The organism is Mucilaginibacter mali (assembly GCF_013283875.1).
In the GTDB taxonomy this organism is placed as follows: Bacteria; Bacteroidota; Bacteroidia; order Sphingobacteriales; family Sphingobacteriaceae; genus Mucilaginibacter; species Mucilaginibacter mali.
Map to the genome: position 1 here is coordinate 292249 of NZ_CP054139.1, position 17880 is coordinate 310128.

Consider the following 17880-nt stretch of genomic DNA (forward strand, 5'->3'; position numbering starts at 1 on the left):
AAATGGGTTTTAAATAATGATCGTTAACTGCCTTGTTGCAGTTCTGCGTATCGCTTTTGATAAGCGGCTTCGGTTTTGTTGAGCAACAGTTTGGTGAGCACTCTATCGTAGGGCAGGTTTAGGATAGCATCCCACTTGGTAATATCGCCGCCGCTGAGGGCATTAATGGTATTGATATATCTAAATGGTTCGAAGTTTTTTATACCGGCCCGTTGCTCCATAGCCGACACAGGCGATGCCAGAAGCCGGTTTTCGGTTTCGATAAGGTTGGATAGTTCAAAAAAAAATACTTAGCAATCGGCAGGGCATCAGTTACGGGTAATTGCCTTACCTGCTCTTCAAATTCGGCTGCGGCATATTCGTTATAGGGTTTACCCGTGGCACGACAATAAAAGTATTGCGCCAGGATCTGCGCACAGGATGATAGGGATGGGCTAAAGCTACCCTGCCAGTTTTCTTCGCCGTGTTGTTGGATGTGTTTAGCTATTTCGTCGGCAATTATCTCTCTTGCGGCCAAAAAAGCGCCGGCTGGTTCAACCGAAAGGTTTTTCATCACTTTTACCGTAACGGGTTTACCGTCTATAATGAAAGTGGTTTTTTGAGGGATAGCATCGCTGTTGTACAAATACTTAATTTGATGCGCAATTGACGCTACCTGCGGATTAAACGCTTCCAAATCGGGGGCGTGTGTAATGTTTTGTAATTGCTGTAATGGCGTTCCCGAAAGTATGCTTACAGCCTGCACGTCGCTCAGGTTTTTCGCGGCCTGCATTTCTATTAGCTGGCCGAGGGTAACCTCGTTAAGTTTTTCGGGCATGCAGATGCTTATTTTGCCTGTAATAGTTTTTAAAGTAATTGTTACCATGTTGTGATTTAAATGCCAATAGGCATAATTGAATTAAAGATTTACCCTGTTTACTGTTTGTGCTAATATATTTTGCTGGTTATTTACATCTTTCACGTCCACGTAAATAGGGGGGAAGTTATTGATCATTTGATAGGCCACTGTATTGGCCAGATCCTTTACATCATTAACGGGCTGGTTGTAATAACGGTTGGCGTTCCCGCCATCGGTATAAATACCGCCAATGGCATAACCACGGCCCGGGTTAGCTACCGAAAAATCGCGCCCGCCGTGTGCAACATTAATAGCGCTTACTAAGTTACGTGCCCATGGGTTACGCATGGCTTCCGATACGACAACGGCTTCGCCCGAGCGCAGGTAAGCATTGGTATCGTCGGTGTGGCTGTATCCGGATAAGAGTGCGCCACGGCCGTCGGATGTGTAATGCCCACCTTTGGCAAAGCCAGGTTTTTGCTTTACTATACCGGCTAATGATGAAGCTCCGGCTGCAACGGCAATGGCGGTTTCGGCAATGGCTTTAGGGACACCGACAAAGGGTATCGACGCGTTGGCCGACCAGATTCCCATAATGGATTTTTCGGTATCTATAATCACCTGCCCCGCCGCGGCGGCCTGGTGCGCTTTAAATGCTGCGCGGGCAGCTATGGTGTTTTTTCCAAATATGCCGGTTAAGGCCCCCGAAAGCTTATCAACCGATTTTAAATAGTTTTGCTGGTTGGCAAATTGTGCTTCGAGCTTAGCCTTATCCAGTTGCTTTTGCTTTTCCTTATATTCCTCATCTACTTTAAGTACTGACTGATTTTTTTCCCGGGCAGATTTTTCGGCTTGTGCCTTCTCATTATCTAATTGTTGTTGCTTCAACGCAAACTCAGTTTTCCAGTCGTCTGCGTTATGCGATTTGATAATATTATCTTCAACGGATTCTTTGGGTTGGATATCTTCTGCTTGTAAAGTGGTCGTTTTTTTTTGCGAATCGTTAGTTGAAGCAACTAATTCAATAGGTATATCGGAACCTGAACTTCCGTAAAGTCCTGTAGAATGTGCCTCTTCCAGCTTTGGGAGAATTTCTCTTTTAGGCGTTTTCGGTTTGCCTTTACCGTGGGTGCCTTCGGTTATTTTACCATTATTATCAGTGATTTTTTTTGTCGCTTTATCACTGCTTTCGGCTGCCTTGTTGTATGTTTCAACTATCACCTTGCCTGCTTTCGTGATGTTTGTTTTAAGCTGATCAAATGACTGTTTTATTTTATCGGTGCCATGGGTTACCCCGGTGCTTATTTGTATCAACCCATCGTTCATACCTTTCAAATCGCCGGATAGAATGGCTTTAAAAAGAATCGAAAATCCTTTTAAGCGACTATGCAGATTCTCAAGTATGGCGTTCCATACCTTTTTTATGGTTTCACCGGGTTTGCTAAACGCGTTAACAATGTTTTCGCCAATGGTGCTTAATATGCCGCTCACATATTTTTTTATATGATCTATCACCAGGCTAATGGCAGCTATGCCACCCTTTAGTTTTTTAGCTCCTTCGGTAGTAGTGGTAAAATATTCCACCACCGATTGCAGTACCAATACCAGTAACCCAAAACCGGTTGCCTTAATGGCCGCTCCGACACCAGTAAACCCCGTTTTTACTACAGCAAGGCCATTTTTCATAATGTTGAAGCCCTTGGTAACATCTTCCATCACAGGCCCAAAATCCTTGTTTGATTTTTTTAGTTTTTCGGTTGCCGAAGTGATTTGTTCCATAACGGCTTTATGGTAGTCAAATGTTTTCTTGCTTTCTTCAAGTGCTTTTTCCTGATCTTTAACATTGGCAGTTAACGTTTTAATATTATCATCCAGTGCGTCTGCAACAACACTGTTTGCCTGCTGCGATTTGGAAAGTGTGTCATAAAGCTTTGGCAAATCGGCCAACGCTTTTTTATTCTCTTCAAGGGCCGATGTCGACTTGCCTATAGTTTTTGAATTATCACTTAATTGAGCGTTTAGTTTTTTTATTGATGAGGTGGCATCGTCGGCGGCATCGTCTAGTGTTTTAAGATACTTCACACTGTCTTTTAAGGTTTTTCCCAATACCCCCTGGCTTTGGGCTAAAATTAGCAGGGTGTTGTTTAGATCTGTCATCGATCTTTTGAGTTTATCGACCTGATCCTGAATGTTGGCTGTTGATTGGTTTTGTTGAGGCATACATATATGTTTTAAATGCCAATTGGCATATTTTTAATTTAAAAATTAGCCCTAAGGGCTAATTTTTTTTAACCTAAAATTCTGATTTATTTTTTTCCTTTTGCTGGTCCTTAAATGCCTGGATCAGTTTACCATCGCTGTATATTAAGCGCACAACCAATGGTATATCTTTGTAAGATACGATTGATATCCACGCTTTATTTTCGCCATCTATCCAGGATGTTTCATATGTTGCATTGCCGGTTTTAATAGCGGTAATTTCATAGCCATCGCCATCGCTGTAGGGTTGCTTAAAATCTTTATAAGGCTTACCCTCACCGTAAACACCATTAATGTCTTTTGCAAGCGCATTATAATAATCAATGGTTTTTGCTTCCAGATCTGCTCTGAAATTAAATACAGCTTCAAATGCCTTGTCGTTTACAAAGTTAACATAAAAGAGCGCTACCTTTCTGCCACCTAACGAAAGATTACTAAACGCGACAGTAGTAGCTGTTTGCCCTGCATTTACTACCCCACCTTTAGCTTTTACGGCTTCGATAACCTGCGCGGACGAACTGCCAAATTTTATACCCAAAAAGCCATCAATTGGTTTGGCTGACTGTGCATTTGCTCCAAAGGTGATGCATAATAATGCGATAAGTATTAAGTTTTTCATATTTGCTAATTATATTGGTAAATATATATAATGTAAATCAAAATTGCAATAGGCAATATTAAGTGGCGTTAAATACCCAATCATAATCCCTTGCCCCAAAATTCCGGTCCATCCAGGGCATACGCGAACGGCTTTGCTTTACTGTTTGTACCCGCAGTTTGTTTAAAGCTACATAGCGCAGCGGATCTATCAGATGGTTAAAGGCGTCTACCGGCTCATTAAGTGTCCTGCCATTGCGGTCGGTGCGCCATTTATACCGGCTAAGTTCATTTACCAGGTTTACGCTGTTGCGGGTAATGTTTAACCGGTAACGCTTCAGTATATCTATAGATAAATTCACGCTATCCGGCCCTTTTATTGCCCCGCTGATATTCCAGCCCATACGCCGCAATTCCTCTATCGATTTTGGTTCGGCGCTATCTGCAATAATGGGTGTTTTTTTACTCACACTGCTGTTGCTTAACCTGTTTGATATATCGGGGTTGGTTAGCCCGGTTTCGTAAAACAGCTCGTTCAACCATAATTCGCCCTCAAGCATAAAAACTTCCAGGCAACCGGTTTGGTCGTTTGTGAAGCCGAAATCAAGCCCCAGGGCCAGGCGCCTGGCATGGCGGGGGATCTCATTGCACAGGTACCAGTTGCTTAATACAAGCCCGGCTACCTTGCCGGTTAAACCACGCGCGTATACTTTCCACAATTCCTCATTTTGTTCGCGCAGGCCTTCAATGCGCCGGTGCATATCATCATCTAAAAAAGGGTTGTGCCGGTGGTCGCTGATGATAAGCTGCACATCATCGCCGCCCAATAACTTGTCGTGCACCCAAAAGGCGGTATTGGGGTTATAATCAATATAAACCCGTTTGCGCGTGCGCAGGGCCAGCTCTATATAAACATCCCAGCTAATGCCGTTGGCTTCGTTAATAAACAGGTAATCGCGCTTGCCGCTTTTTGCATCCTGGGCGTCGCTATAGCTATTAAACTCCATCAGGCTGCCATTAGTAAACTCAAAAACACGGTCGGTACGGTTATAATTTTTAACCATTTTTTGTAGCGCAGGCGATGTACGGTAGATCTCCATCGCATCTCTGAGCGCCCCGACCTTAAGATTAGGGATATCTTGCCCGACGATGGTGATCACCACCTTTTCCGAACAAGCCAGCACAAACAAAACCTGTTCGATAGCGTAGGTTTTACCTGAACTTGTGCCGCCCTGGTTAACTACCACATTGGCTGTAGTGTTGTAATTTTGACTAAATAAAATAGTGCTTTGCATAAAAGATGTGGTTTAGGGGGGAGATTGCAGAAAGCAATCAGGCAGGTATTGCCTATCAAAGTATCACTTCGCGCTCTTCGGCAGCGGTGGCTATGCTGGTGTATATTATTTCTACTTTTAGGGTACATGGCATAGTGGTGCTGCTCTTAATGTCCCGTTCGGCCCATCCCAAAATTTTCAGGGCGAAAATGGCGCCTGTTGGCGATTGTTGATGGAGACGCTTTTCGTATTCCACCTCAATTCGCAACCTGCCGCGTTTCAAGGCTTCGGCTAAGTCGCCGCCGCTGTTCTTATACTCTTCAAAGTCATCAAGACTGCTGAACCCTAAATGTAAAGCTAAACCTGTAATGGTTGGTGGTTCTGGTTCCCGGTCCCATATTTTTTGGCGTATGGTCTCATCGGTTTTGGAAGTTTTTGCAGGAATATATTCGATATGGAACTCGCCTTTGATGTGCCTGAAATAGGCATCAACAAGGCGTTCGGCCTGCCGGCTATCAGTAAGTAACATGAAAATGGATGTTTATGTGAAGAATGCCGATTGGCATAATTATAATGTAAAGGTACGAAGAAATGAATCGCAATGCAAATTATTTAGCAAAAAATATTCTGGCGGACACCATGTAGCTCAAATCCATTCTTTATTTTAGCCTAACCTTATGACCGATCTGCAAGCAAAACTCAAATTGATATACAGGCCATTTTTACTGATGGCCATAGCTTTTATAGTTATATATACCTTTTTAAACTGGTATATTGTATTGCATAATAACTAGCTGCAATGGGATGAAATACTGACGGATGTACTTATCCCCATTGTTCTTTCGTTTGTGCCGGTGATAGCATGGCTGCGGCCCCGGCTGAAATTATTGGTATTTGTACGGAAAAGTGCTAAAAACCCTGTCGCCGGTTATATAATGATAGCCGCATTTTCCATTGCCGCGCCCGCTGTCGTAGCTCAGTTTTACATGACGTCTGCCACCGGTAAGTTAACCCGGTTGGCTAATATTGATCAAATAAACCATAAGCCTTTAACAAAGTATTACCGCTTGAGTCATTACTTTATTAGTAAACGGCTGGCTAAAACCTATAGCAGCCACTCGGTAAGTAGTAAAGGACAAAGGCTAACCTGGTATCATTATATAGCTTGCCCTATATTTGCCGATACCATAGCCTACAATGTGAAATTGCCCGGGCCGGGTACCGGACAATTATTGGATACCGGATTTATATTTACACATTATCCCGCAGACCGCAAGGCGCTGATTATTGTAGATGGCAAGCCTGTTGATAAAGCTGCACTAACGCAAGTAGAAGTAGCAACCGTTAACAAGTTTTATTTTACATCGGCCCCACAGGCGATGGCTTTATATGGGCCTGGCGCCCGTCAGGGTGCTTTGGTTATTACCCTTGCAAAGCCTGTTACTATAATTCCAAAAGCGTGGCTTTGTTATAGCGATAGCAAGGAGGTAAGCAATAAGCTATCGCAGGTAGAAAAAGATACCTTGCGCAAGCAGTTTTATAACGATAGCTATTTACGGTTTGAAAAACGTTACCTTAACGACTTTGATTACCTGGACAGGATGGGTTACAGCGCGTATCGCGATAATTTTGTAAATGCGATAAATGATCCGGCATCGATAAGCGATGACCCGGTAATATTTGAAGCTTGCTATGGCAGCTTTGCTAACCGAAGCGGGTACAAATTATATTGGATGCTGGGGCTATTTGCCTTAGGAGCACTGATATTTTTTTTGATGCTGTTAAGTCCGCCAATAAACAGGGCGGAAGCAAGCGGCTGGTTGCCACGGCAGTTTTAACAATACGCTAAAAACATTTTTGGTGTCCTGTTGCTTATAGTTCTGTAACCCAAATAAACAGCATTATGGCATTTGACCAATACCACGAACCCGCAAACGAACTGCCCGAAAAAACCCGCACCTTTGCCCGGATGATCGTTTCGTTAGGTGAAGAAGCAGAAGCAATTAACTGGTACGAGCAGCGCATTGCGGTAGAGAAAAACAAGCAGGCTAAGGCTATTATGCAAAACGCCCAGCACGAGGAATTTAAGCATTTTGGCATGGACCTGGAGTTTTTGCTTCGCCAAAAACCGGTATGGCGTAAAACCCTGCAGGCAATACTGTTTAAAGAAGGCGATATTGTAGAGCTTGGTGAAGAAGGCGAAGAGGCCAGCGAGTAATACCCCACCCTAACCCCTAAGGGAGAATGAGTGATGTTGGTTAAGCGCCCGCTTTGTATTCCCCCTTTAGGGGGTTAGGAGGCTGCATTTCCTGTAATTGTATCTCGTACGCGCGCATGCGGGCATGTAGTATATCAACCTCAGTACGCAGCATTTGTATCTCGGTGATCAGCTTGGCCGATTCCTGCTTTAATATTTGCTTGTTACCGGTGCCCAGTATCAGCCACTCCGGCGAGTATTTAAGCTGGAAGCACAGTTTGCGGATAAGATAATAGCTTACGTCCTGCTTTTTATTGATCACCTTGCTGATAAAACCCTGGTCGACGCCGATAAGATTAGCTAAAGCCAGCTGGCCGCCGTGCTCTTTCACAATTACTTTAAGCCGTTTAACTACACCGTCATCTGCAGCTGTTGTCATGGTATTGCCGTTTTATACTGCAATGATATAAAAATAGGCGTAAGCGAAGCAAAAATTTAATTAATGTTTTAAGTATTGGGCCGACATTTCTTCCAGCGCATCGTAATAAACCTCCAGATCTATCAGCTTATCTTTAAAATCCTGGTGTAATTGTTCAAGGGTTTGCAGTGCCGTGGGAGTGTTTTTTAGGGCGTTATGCAGGTTATGGTATTTTATCGAGGCAGATCTTTCCTTAAACAAAGGCACTACGCCCTGGTTTTGCTTCATCATTTTGCTTACACTATCGCTATGCCTCGGACTAAAGATCAGCACGAAAGCTAATAGTAAAAAACCAAATATAATAAGCACAATGATCCCCATAGCCCTAAAACTTATATAACAAAGTTAAAAGCTATAAGTTGTAAAAACTTAATTAATATCAATATCCAGGCGATAGATCATGGCATCCAATTTCTCGTTATACTGCTGTATAGTTATCTGGTTATTTTTATAGGCAGCAACCAGTTTTTGCAATTTTTCGTTTTCAGCAGTATCATCTTTGGTGGCTTCCTGCAGGCGGGTAACTTTCATCTGGGTTGATTTTTGCTGCATTAACGGAACCACCCCCACGTTATTCTCCAGCATTTGGTTCGCGGTTTTACGGTTGCGAAATGCAAAAAAAACTACCACAACCAGCAAAACACCAATGCCGGCTAAAACTGTATTCATATCCATGCCTATAAAAACTTAAATTAGGTTTATGTATCAAATTTAAAATAATTTGAAGAAAAATATTATCAGTCAAATTAATATCCACAACCTATGGCTATAATAGAATGTGCCTATCAAGCATAAATTAAAATTTAAGTTTCGATAAGCGCAGAAATACAGCAAATTGTAAGCAAATAATATGTTAGGCGCGCCAGCTTAAAGCAATGCGATGTCCTTGTTTTGTCCACCGCATCTGCAAGTAACAGGATCAGTGAAATCAATAATCAGTCGGTGAAATCCCGTTTAATGATTATGCTTTTTATGGATATCCTTTACCAGGCAAAGCTTTTTAATATCTTCAAGCCTGATGACAAAGGGCGCATACTTCAGGCGGTTGCCGATCATCTCGGTTGTGTTATCTGAATGGGCTATCACTTCGTCTGGATTATCGCCGGCCAGCAGGCGTTTGTACATGCGGTAATCGCCCCACTCAATATAATATACCTCGCCGGGAAGTATCTTGGTGTCGTGGATGATCTTTAAGGCTACCCAACAGCCATTTTCAAGGTAGGGATACATAGAGTGGCCCCAAACCGGCAGCGCAAAGTCGCAATCCTCAATACCCGGAAAGTTCATGTGGCCTACGGGCTGTGCATCGTTAATATCGTTATATACCTCAACGCCCGATGCTGTAGCTACAACCTCGTACATTGGGATGCCCTCAAATACTGCTTTACCGGGTTTGGTTTCTGTAATTTCTTGTTTTTTAGCCGGAGTGATATGGTCTCTGTATTTTTCTTTAAATATCTTTAATTTCTCAGGGTCGATATTCTGCCTGCTTTTAATGATCTCGGTAATGGAACTTGCCGAATTAAAGCCTAAGGCTTCTGCCAATTGTATGTTGCCGCTAAAGGCTTTTCCCCTTAATTGGTTATATAAGATGATAAATTCCAGCGTCTCCGGACGGATGGTTTTTATTTTGGATGGCTTTTCTTGTATGGGCATAATGTGGAAAACTAAATAAAGATAAATCTTTACAATAATACAGATAATTCTTTATATTTGTTCATTCGATATTCAAAATTAATATAAATAATCAATAAATCAAATACAGAAGTACAGAACTTAACCAATTTACAAAAACTAAACCTTAAACATATGTATATCGCCTACTCCGCACTGCGCACCGAAGAAAAAGACCTGAACAATAACGACGCCTGGGCGCGTTACCAGGGTTACAGGGCCGCCTGCCAAAAACATAACGAAACTATCGCGGCCATACAAAAATATCTACCCGGCTGGCAACCATCCTTTCATCAAGAATTAAACAATAAATAACCCAAATAAAACCTTCCGGACTTTCGGACTTCCCGTCTTCCGGGATTAAAAATTAATCCCTGTTAACCTAATAAAAATGCTCCCCCTTCAGGGGGCCGGGGGGCTCCTTTGTTATGATAAAAATACCGCACAAACTAAAACAACAACTCTGGTGGCTGATTATTTCGGTTGATTTTGACTACAGCCGCATTGCTATTGCCGACCATGAAATTAATGGCGATGTGCTTACCTTATGGTTAGAAGATAAGCACGATTTTAAAAACTCGCTTGATGAATGCCTGCAGGCCGACATCCACCTGAAGCAATTCGCCCGGCTGATCAAAACCGAGGGCCTGAATAGTTACGAGGGCACAAAGGTGCACTCTGGCAAAAACTTTGCCTACAAAAGCCGCGTAACCATTAACGAACCGATCCGCTGGTACCAGGAGGATGCATCGCCAACCGAACAATTATGGGCGCGCGAAGCTATGCTGAAAACAATACTGACACAACTGGTGGAGACGGAGATCTATGCTGAAGCGGAGTGAGGCTTAGAACTCCAGTTTTAACCCATCGTAAGCTAACTTGATATTGGCAGGCAGGCGCTTGCTGATATCCTGGTGCCGGCCAAGCCGGTGACTGATGTGGGTAAAGTAGGTAGTCTCGGCAGCCATTTCTTCGGCAAAGGCCATGGCTTCATCAAAAGTAAAGTGCGAGATATGGCTGTCGAACTGCAATGCGTTGATCACAAGTATCTTAGAGCCCTTTATCTTCTCCTTTTCCTGCTCGCTCACCGTTTTTGCATCGGTAATATAGGTGAAATCTTTTATCCGAAAACCCAGAACGGGGAGTTTATAATGCATCACTTCGATAGGGGTGAAGTGTATTTTGCCAATGTCAAAAGGTTCAAGCCCTATAGTGTGCAGTTTTAATTCGGGTATGCCGGGGTATTTAAACTCGTGGAAGATGTACGAAAATTCCTGCTTCAGCGCTTTTTGTACACGCTCATCGGCATAAACATCTATCGCGTTTTTTTGGCGATAGTTAAACGCGCGTATATCATCCAGACCGGCAATATGGTCTTTGTGCTCATGGGTAAATAAAATGGCATCTAAATGCTTCACGCCGGCGCGCAGCATCTGGTAACGAAAATCGGGCCCCGAGTCAATTACGATCACTTTACCTTCACCCTCCAGCATCACCGAGGTGCGCAGGCGCTTATCCCGTGTATCGGTTGATGTGCACACCTCGCATTCGCAGGCAATAACAGGTACCCCCTGCGATGTTCCGGTTCCTAAAAAAGTGACTATCACAGCGCTAATTTGGTTTGTTTAAGCTGATACAGAAAAGCGGCTTGCTTATCATCCAGCAGGTTTTGATCTATTTCCAACTCGCGGGCTAATTCGGCAATAGCCTGTATGCGGCTCTCTAAATTGCTGAATTTATTTACCACTACCATGCGGCTATGCTGTAGCAGGCAGGCGCCGGTTTTAAAGTTGCCACGCTCGTAACGCACCCGGTAACCCGCTGTTTTAAGCAGGGTTTCAAGTTTCTCCAGCGTATGGGTGGTCATGGTGAGCATCAGGTATCAAAATTAGTAAAATTTTGTAACGGAGGTATTACGGGGATAGCATCTTAGTTTAAAAATCTGCCATGTTGCAAATGGCCCTGGCTGCATCCATGCCGCTGGTCAGGGCTGCTTCAACGGTTCCCATGGCCGGGCCGTTGTACAAATACTCGCCTGCAAAAAATATTTTTCCCTCAATGGGGGCGCACAACACCTCTCGTGCCGTATTGCTGCCAACCATATCGTATGCGTACGATCCGCGGGTGAACGGATCGGCTGTCCAGTTGGCAACCCGCCAGGTAATTAGCCTGCTTTTCAGCAGGTCGATATCCATTTTAAATACATTGGCAAGGGCCTGCATGCTCAGCTGCCATATTTCCTCGTCGGTTTTATCGCTCAGTTCCAGCGCGGCATTCCCGCCCAGCCAACCGGTAAGTAAGGTATTGCCGCTGGTTTGTGTCCACCAGGTAGGTATCTTTTCTTCGGTGAACAAAAACGCGTGGTCCATTATCTCTCCATATCGCTCATCCTCCCAAAATGCCTTATCAAATTGCAGCAGTATTTTTATGATAGATCCAAATCCTATCTGGTGCAATGCATCCCGGTGCTTACCGATCGGAGGATAAAAGCATATAGCGCCCGGTTCGTTTTCTGGCAATTGTAATATGCCAAGGGGCAGGGCGATTATTATTTGTTCTGTAAGGTGTTCGCCACGGTCTGCGGTAATCACCCTTATCGTTTCATCCTGCCAATAAATATCCTTTACAACCGCGTTCAATTCGATAACGCCCGCATGGTTTTTAACTTCCTCTGCAAGATAATTGATGAGTGTGCAATAGCCATTAGGGATATGGTGCTGCGCGCCCTCATCTTCGTTTTGCCACTCTTTTCTTAAGGCAAAGGCGCTGGCTTTGGCCGGGTCGGCGGTATCATAACCGGCTACAAACCGTAATACCGATCTGGTTACTTCGGCATAGCGCTCTTCGCCAAAATTTTCCTCCATAAACCGTGCAATCGGCATATCTTCCTCAAGGCCGCTTAATTGCTCTATCACTTCGTTCCAATCATCCACCTGTTCGTCTTCCTGGCTGAATATACCATCGCGGTAGCGCCACATTTGCATGTTGATAGTTTCCGACCCAATGCTGGCTTCGTGCAATAGCCCGAGTGTAACCGGCAGGTCGCCGTGTATAAACTCGGCGCCAAGTTCGGCCTTGTTGAAAAACGAGGTGTTGTAAAGCGTTTGTATACGCCCGCCTATGCGGGTGCGCGCTTCTAAAACGGTTACTTTTTTGCCGGCTTTAGCCAATATGCGCGCCGCCATTAAGCCGGACGCCCCCGCCCCGATAATGATCACATTATTTTTCATACGATAGATAATGCAAGTTAGGGATTTTTAATCAACCATGTGTCGGTTTAATTAAAGGTTAATTTGGTTTTGTATGCATAGTGTTGATCACCTCTTATGTAAATTATCTGCTATATGCAGCAAGTTGCGCATTGGTTTGAATTATCGGTATATATAGATTAATTTTTGTCGATGGGTTAAGCTAATTTTGATGACCTGCATTATTAACCAATGTTATTTATGAATAAAACTTCGCAACTATCGCGTGTGTGTTGTGTGGCTGCTTTGGTGGCCGGTACTTTACTTTCTGCCAGTGCCCAGCAAAAAAATATCTACCATAAAGGCTGGGTCGATTTTAACAAGAACGGCAAGATGGATGTTTTTGAAAACCCGGCCGAACCGATCGAAAAACGCATCAACGATTTGTTAAGCCAAATGACCATTGAGGAGAAAACCTGCCAAATGGCTACGTTATATGGCTACAAGCGCGTATTGAAAGAAGAAATGCCCGCCCCAAGCTGGAAGAACGAGGTTTGGAAAGATGGTATCGCCAATATTGATGAGGAACTGAATAGCCTATCCGAATCAGCAAAATCAGAATATTCTTACCCCTACAGCAAACATGCCGGCGCTATTAACACCATACAAAAATGGTTTGTTGAAGAAACCCGCATGGGCATCCCTGTCGATTTTACCAACGAAGGTATCCACGGTTTAAATCACGACCGTGCCACATCGTTGCCCGCCCCTATCAGCATTGGTAGTACCTGGGATAAAAACCTGGTGCGCACAGCCGGGCAAGTAGTAGGGCGCGAAGCCAAAGCTTTAGGTTACACAAACATTTACGCCCCAATCCTCGACCCTGCCCGCGACCAACGCTGGGGCCGTGTGGTAGAATGTTATGGCGAAAACCCGTTCCTGATTGCTGAATTGGGCAAGCAAATGGTATTGGGTATACAGGAAGAGGGTGTTGCGGCTACCCTAAAACACTATGCCGTTTACAGCGTACCCAAAGGCGGCCGCGATGGTAATGCCCGTACCGATCCGCACGTGGCACCGCGCGAAATGCACCAGGTTTACCTGTACCCGTTTCGCCGGGTGATACAGGAAGCGCACCCGATGGGCGTAATGAGCAGCTATAACGATTACGACGGCGTACCCATTACCGGCAGCTATTATTTCCTTACCGAATTGCTGCGCCAGAAATTTGGCTTCAACGGTTATGTGGTAAGTGATAGCGAAGCAGTAGAATACATTTTCAGCAAACACCACGTGGCCGATACTTATAAAGAAGGCGTGAGGCAGGCCGTTGAAGCAGGATTAAACGTGCGTACCAACTTCACCATGCCGCAAACTTATATTACGCCCTTGCGCGAGTTGGTGAAGGAAGGTAAAGTATCTATGAAAACCATCGATAGCCGTGTGGGCGATGTACTGCGCGTGAAGTTTAAACTGGGTTTGTTTGATGATCCTTATGTGAAGGACCCTAAGGCTGCCGATAAAATAGTGCAAAGCAAGGATGCTTTAGAGATGGGCCTGAAGATGAACCGCGAAAGCATGGTACTGTTAAAGAACGAAGGCAACTTGCTGCCGCTTGATCTGAAAAAAACGCCGAAGATATTGGTAACCGGTCCCCTGGCCGATGCTACCGGCTATGCCATTAGCCGTTACGGGCCATCGCACAATCCGGTAACCACTGTTTTAAAGGGCATACAGGATTACGTAGGCGATAAGGGTTTGGTAGTTGGCGCCAAAGGTTGCGATGTGGTGGATGCCACCTGGCCTGAAAGCGAAATTATTGAAACCCCGCTTACCCAAACCGAGCAGAAAGAAATTGATAACGCTGTAAACCGTGCAAAGGAAGTAGATGTGGTAGTAGTGGTTGTTGGCGAAGACGAAAAACGTGTTGGCGAAAGCCTGTCGCGCACAGGCTTGGGCCTGCCCGGTCGCCAGTTGAAACTGGTGCAGGCATTGCAGGCAACAGGCAAGCCGGTGGTAATGGTAATGATAAACGGACAGCCACTTACCATTAATTGGGAGAACCGCTATGTGCCCGCTATTTTAGAGGCTTGGTTCCCTGGCCCTGAAAGCGGTAAGGTAATTGCCGAAACCCTGTTTGGCGATAATAACCCGGGCGGCAAACTATCCATCACCTTCCCTAAAACCACCGGGCAAATTGAGTTTAACTTCCCATACAAACCTGCATCGCAGGCTAACCAGCCCACCAGTGGCCCTAACGGTTACGGCAAAACCAGTGTTAACGGTGCCTTATATCCGTTCGGTTATGGTTTAAGCTATACCACTTTCGAGTATAGTAATTTGGTAGTCCCTGCCAAAGTAGCCAACCAGGCCGATGTGACTATCATGGTTGATGTGGCCAACACCGGCAAAGTAAAAGGCGATGAGGTAGTTGAATTATACCTGAAAGACAAAGTGAGCAGCGTAACTACCTACGATAGCGACCTGCGCGGTTTTGAACGCATTACCCTTAACCCCGGCGAAAAGAAGACCGTAACCTTCACCCTGCACCCGGATGACCTGGCTTTGCTGGACAAGAACATGAACTGGACGGTTGAGCCAGGGGCATTTGAAGTACGCATAGGTCAATCGAGCGAGGATATTAAGTTGAAGAAGGAGTTTGTGGTAGAGTAAGGGTCCGAAAGACGGGAAGCTGGTAAGTTAGAAAGAGAGGCGTTGTTGCGATGGCAGTAACGCCTCTTTTTGTTCTTGTAAATCACACTATAGTGTGATTTGTTTGTATATAGAGTGTTCTATTTTAATATATACAATTAAAATCATATTATATTATGATTTTAATTGTATTGTATAATAATTATATCTAATTTTAAATAAAAATCACATTATAATGTTGGTGGATATAGGTAAAAGCATCAGGCAAAGGCGTAAGCAGCTTAAAATTACCCAGCCTTATTTGGCCGAACTTGCCGAAATAAGTGTAAATACTATTTATAAAATTGAAAGGAACGAAGCGAACCCAACCCTAACTGTAATTAATAAAATAGCCGAAGTTTTGGGCTTGGAATTGAAGCTTGAAGTTAAGAAAACAGATTAATAGAATGAGAGCGGCGCAGGTTTTTTATAATCATATACTGGCAGGGGTACTTACCGAGGCCGATAGGGATAATTACAGCTTTGTTTATGATGGTGCTTACTTTAACAACCCATCGTTGCCGGCCGTTAGCCTTACTTTGCCCAAAAGCCAAAAAGAATATCACTCCGCGTTTTTATTTCCCTTTTTTTATAACATGCTGGCCGAAGGTGTTAACCGCACCCTGCAAAGCCGGCAATTAAAAATAGATGAAAATGATAGCTTCGGTTTTTTATTGGCTACTGCCCGTTACGACACCATTGGTGCTATAACTGTTAAACCTATTGAAAATGCCGGTGCCTGAAATAAATACATGCCCGGCAACATTAGCCCCGGGGTATCATACCTACAGCCCGGTTGGGTTGAAAAGGTTATTTAATGGCCGTAAAGTGAGCCATGTTTTAATATACAGTTCGCCAAAGGTTAATGAAGATGATGCAGAGAAATTTGTAGAGAACCGGAAGCGCTTATCCATATCGGGCGTGCAGGAAAAACTTTCTTTTTTGCTGCAAAAAAAAACGCTGCGCCTGACAGAAAGCGGGGAGCAGGGCACTTATATTTTAAAACCTATTCCGCGCGATGTGAAAAAAGTAGACCAGCTACCGGCTAACGAGCATTTAACCATGCAAATTGCCAGGCAGGTTTATGGCATAAACACCGCCGAAAATGGCTTGGTTTTTTTTAACAGCGGCGAACCGGTTTACATTACCAAACGCTTTGATGTTAAGCCCGATGGCAGCAAATGGCGTAAAGAAGATTTTGCCAGTTTAGGCGGTAAAAGCAAAGAAACCGCCGGCTTAGATTTTAAATACGAATCGAGCTACGAAGAGATCGCTGTTTTAATAAAAAGGTTTGTGCCGGCCTGGCGGATAGAAATAGAGAAATATTTCTCGCTGGTACTTTTTAACTTTCTGTTCTCAAACGGCGACGCGCATCTCAAAAACTTTGCTTTATTAGAGACCGAACAGGGCGATTTTATACTTAGCCCGGCGTACGATCTGCTGAATACTAAAATTCACGTAGATGATAGCGACTTTGCTTTTCAAAAAGGGTTGTTTGCAAATGGATCAAAATCAGTGATTTGGGAAAGAACAGGCCACCCCATAAAAGATGATTTTTACCGGTTTGGCGAAGTTATTGGCCTGGCACCTAAAAGAATTGAAGCATTGTTATTGCCGTTTATAACCAGGCAGGAAAAGGTGGTAGAGTTAACCGCAAACTCTTATTTACAGGAGCCTATTAAAAAAGCTTATATAGATCATTACTATAAAAAGATGAACCTGTTGATGCGGTAATTTAAAAACTCATCGCCAATTGCTCCACCTTATTTACCGTTGCACCAGCCCCATCGCCAATAATATAAACCGCGCTTTCTACATGGCGCGATGCTACGGTAACATGCACCCCACCGGCATGCCCATCAAATAATTGCTGCACCAGTTGCGGGTTATTATTATCCTGCGATAGGTGCGCCAATAACAGGTGGCTTAAATGTTGAGGGCGATGATCAAGGAATAATTGCAAGGCCTGCCGGTTGGATAAGTGTCCACGCCCACCGCGGATACGGTTCTTCAGGTGCCATGGGTAGCGGCCCTGGTCAAGCATTTGCTCATCGTAATTGGCTTCTAAAAACGCGGCATGGCATTGTTTAAAGTGTGTTATCAAATTGCTGCAAACATCGCCCAGATCGGTAAATATGCCAATTTTAATATCGCCACGAGATACGATAAAACTATGCGGCTCCAACGCGTCGTGAATTTTTGGGAACGATGTAACTACCAGTTGACCGATACTTATTTCGGTAAAGGCCTGTAGTAACATTACATGATGCTTAGGCAATTCTAACTGTAAAAAGCCCGAATTACTGAGGGTACCGGGCGTGATATATACCGGCAGATCGTACTTTTTAGCAATAACCGGGATGCCACGGATATGGTCGGAGTGTTCGTGCGATACAAAGATGGCGCGCACCTTGCTCATGCTTAAGCCGGCACGCAGCATGCGTTTTTCGGTTTCGCGGCAGGATATGCCGGCATCTATCAACACGGCATCGCGCTGGTCGCCAACATAGTAACAGTTACCGTTACTGCCCGAATTAAGTGAACAAATAAATACTGACATTGCTATTGCAAAATAACCGATTTTAGGTCGAAGTGCAACGCGGTGTACAAAGTTTTTGCAAATTTTTTTAGCACAGTGCTTTGCCGTGTACTAAAACTGTTACGCAGCGGGCAGGACGGTATAG

Annotated in this window: 22 protein-coding genes; 8 read left to right on the forward strand and 14 right to left on the reverse strand. The window is 44.2% G+C overall.

All coding sequences use genetic code 11. From position 1 onward, the window contains the following. Positions 1-23 precede the first annotated feature (23 nt). The 6 genes from HQ865_RS01460 to HQ865_RS01485 form a co-directional block, all read right to left on the reverse strand. Complete coding sequence (locus HQ865_RS01460) at positions 24-221, reverse strand: hypothetical protein (RefSeq protein ID WP_173413182.1); 198 nt, start codon at positions 219-221, stop codon at positions 24-26. After that, a complete protein-coding gene (locus HQ865_RS01465; RefSeq protein ID WP_173413183.1) occupies positions 200-865 on the reverse strand; it encodes a hypothetical protein in 666 nt (221 codons plus the stop codon). The genes HQ865_RS01460 and HQ865_RS01465 overlap by 22 nt, the downstream gene beginning before the upstream one ends. Positions 866-898: 33 nt before the next feature. Beyond that, on the reverse strand, positions 899-3058 hold the full coding sequence (locus tag HQ865_RS01470; RefSeq protein WP_173413184.1) for a P-loop NTPase family protein: 2160 nt from the start codon (positions 3056-3058) through the stop codon (positions 899-901). A 73-nt stretch (positions 3059-3131) separates the two neighbouring features. After that, positions 3132-3716: a hypothetical protein gene (locus tag HQ865_RS01475; protein ID WP_173413185.1), complete on the reverse strand. Its 585-nt coding sequence runs from the start codon at positions 3714-3716 to the stop codon at positions 3132-3134. A gap of 58 nt (positions 3717-3774) precedes the next feature. Beyond that, positions 3775-4989, reverse strand: a complete 1215-nt coding sequence (locus tag HQ865_RS01480) for a PBSX family phage terminase large subunit (RefSeq protein WP_173413186.1) — start codon at positions 4987-4989, stop codon at positions 3775-3777. A gap of 55 nt (positions 4990-5044) precedes the next feature. Beyond that, complete coding sequence (locus HQ865_RS01485; RefSeq protein WP_173413187.1) at positions 5045-5497, reverse strand: terminase small subunit; 453 nt, start codon at positions 5495-5497, stop codon at positions 5045-5047. A 406-nt stretch (positions 5498-5903) separates the two neighbouring features. On the opposite strand from HQ865_RS01485, the gene HQ865_RS01490 reads away from it, so the two are divergent. Further along, positions 5904-6806: a hypothetical protein gene (locus tag HQ865_RS01490; RefSeq protein WP_173413188.1), complete on the forward strand. Its 903-nt coding sequence runs from the start codon at positions 5904-5906 to the stop codon at positions 6804-6806. 65 nt (positions 6807-6871) lie between these two features. Continuing rightward, complete coding sequence (locus HQ865_RS01495; protein ID WP_173413189.1) at positions 6872-7186, forward strand: ferritin family protein; 315 nt, start codon at positions 6872-6874, stop codon at positions 7184-7186. 40 nt (positions 7187-7226) lie between these two features. Here HQ865_RS01495 and HQ865_RS01500 read toward each other — a convergent pair whose 3' ends face one another. The 4 genes from HQ865_RS01500 to HQ865_RS01515 form a co-directional block, all read right to left on the reverse strand. Further along, on the reverse strand, positions 7227-7604 hold the full coding sequence (locus HQ865_RS01500) for a helix-turn-helix domain-containing protein (RefSeq protein WP_173413190.1): 378 nt from the start codon (positions 7602-7604) through the stop codon (positions 7227-7229). A 60-nt stretch (positions 7605-7664) separates the two neighbouring features. Next, positions 7665-7874: a hypothetical protein gene (locus HQ865_RS01505; RefSeq protein WP_173413191.1), complete on the reverse strand. Its 210-nt coding sequence runs from the start codon at positions 7872-7874 to the stop codon at positions 7665-7667. A 138-nt stretch (positions 7875-8012) separates the two neighbouring features. After that, complete coding sequence (locus tag HQ865_RS01510) at positions 8013-8312, reverse strand: hypothetical protein (RefSeq protein WP_173413192.1); 300 nt, start codon at positions 8310-8312, stop codon at positions 8013-8015. Between the two features lie 285 nt (positions 8313-8597). Continuing rightward, positions 8598-9299, reverse strand: coding sequence for a S24 family peptidase (locus tag HQ865_RS01515; RefSeq protein ID WP_173413193.1), 702 nt, complete (start codon positions 9297-9299; stop codon positions 8598-8600). A 153-nt stretch (positions 9300-9452) separates the two neighbouring features. Here HQ865_RS01515 and HQ865_RS01520 point away from each other — a divergent pair, with 153 nt between their 5' ends. Both HQ865_RS01520 and HQ865_RS01525 read left to right on the forward strand, forming a co-directional pair. Next, positions 9453-9632, forward strand: coding sequence for a hypothetical protein (locus tag HQ865_RS01520; protein ID WP_173413194.1), 180 nt, complete (start codon positions 9453-9455; stop codon positions 9630-9632). A 113-nt stretch (positions 9633-9745) separates the two neighbouring features. Beyond that, entirely contained in the window at positions 9746-10159 is a 414-nt protein-coding gene (locus tag HQ865_RS01525; RefSeq protein WP_173413195.1) for a hypothetical protein, read from the forward strand. Positions 10160-10162: 3 nt separating this feature from the next. Here HQ865_RS01525 and HQ865_RS01530 read toward each other — a convergent pair whose 3' ends face one another. Genes HQ865_RS01530 through HQ865_RS01540 form a run of 3 tightly spaced genes read right to left on the reverse strand, consistent with a single transcriptional unit; the run spans position 10163 to position 12547 of the window. Further along, on the reverse strand, positions 10163-10924 hold the full coding sequence (locus tag HQ865_RS01530) for an MBL fold metallo-hydrolase (RefSeq protein ID WP_173413196.1): 762 nt from the start codon (positions 10922-10924) through the stop codon (positions 10163-10165). After that, positions 10921-11193 carry a hypothetical protein gene (locus tag HQ865_RS01535; protein WP_173413197.1) on the reverse strand — a complete coding sequence of 91 codons (273 nt, stop codon included), beginning with the start codon at positions 11191-11193 and terminating at the stop codon, positions 10921-10923. The genes HQ865_RS01530 and HQ865_RS01535 overlap by 4 nt, the downstream gene beginning before the upstream one ends. 58 nt (positions 11194-11251) lie before the next feature. After that, the gene (locus HQ865_RS01540; RefSeq protein ID WP_173413198.1) at positions 11252-12547 is read right to left on the reverse strand and encodes a flavin monoamine oxidase family protein; all 1296 of its coding nucleotides are present in this window, start codon (positions 12545-12547) and stop codon (positions 11252-11254) included. A gap of 219 nt (positions 12548-12766) precedes the next feature. On the opposite strand from HQ865_RS01540, the gene HQ865_RS01545 reads away from it, so the two are divergent. The 4 genes from HQ865_RS01545 to HQ865_RS01560 all read left to right on the forward strand — a co-directional run bounded on the left by HQ865_RS01545 (position 12767) and on the right by HQ865_RS01560 (position 16930). Beyond that, a complete protein-coding gene (locus HQ865_RS01545) occupies positions 12767-15178 on the forward strand; it encodes a glycoside hydrolase family 3 N-terminal domain-containing protein (protein WP_173413199.1) in 2412 nt (803 codons plus the stop codon). Positions 15179-15392: 214 nt separating this feature from the next. Continuing rightward, positions 15393-15599, forward strand: a complete 207-nt coding sequence (locus HQ865_RS01550) for a helix-turn-helix domain-containing protein (protein WP_237073692.1) — start codon at positions 15393-15395, stop codon at positions 15597-15599. A gap of 4 nt (positions 15600-15603) precedes the next feature. Further along, positions 15604-15939 carry a HipA N-terminal domain-containing protein gene (locus HQ865_RS01555; RefSeq protein ID WP_173413200.1) on the forward strand — a complete coding sequence of 112 codons (336 nt, stop codon included), beginning with the start codon at positions 15604-15606 and terminating at the stop codon, positions 15937-15939. After that, positions 15926-16930 carry a type II toxin-antitoxin system HipA family toxin gene (locus HQ865_RS01560; protein ID WP_173413201.1) on the forward strand — a complete coding sequence of 335 codons (1005 nt, stop codon included), beginning with the start codon at positions 15926-15928 and terminating at the stop codon, positions 16928-16930. The genes HQ865_RS01555 and HQ865_RS01560 overlap by 14 nt, the downstream gene beginning before the upstream one ends. A gap of 1 nt (position 16931) precedes the next feature. Here the strand turns inward: HQ865_RS01560 and HQ865_RS01565 are convergent, their stop codons facing one another. Then, positions 16932-17756, reverse strand: coding sequence for an MBL fold metallo-hydrolase (locus HQ865_RS01565; RefSeq protein WP_173413202.1), 825 nt, complete (start codon positions 17754-17756; stop codon positions 16932-16934). Positions 17757-17880: the final 124 nt, after the last annotated feature.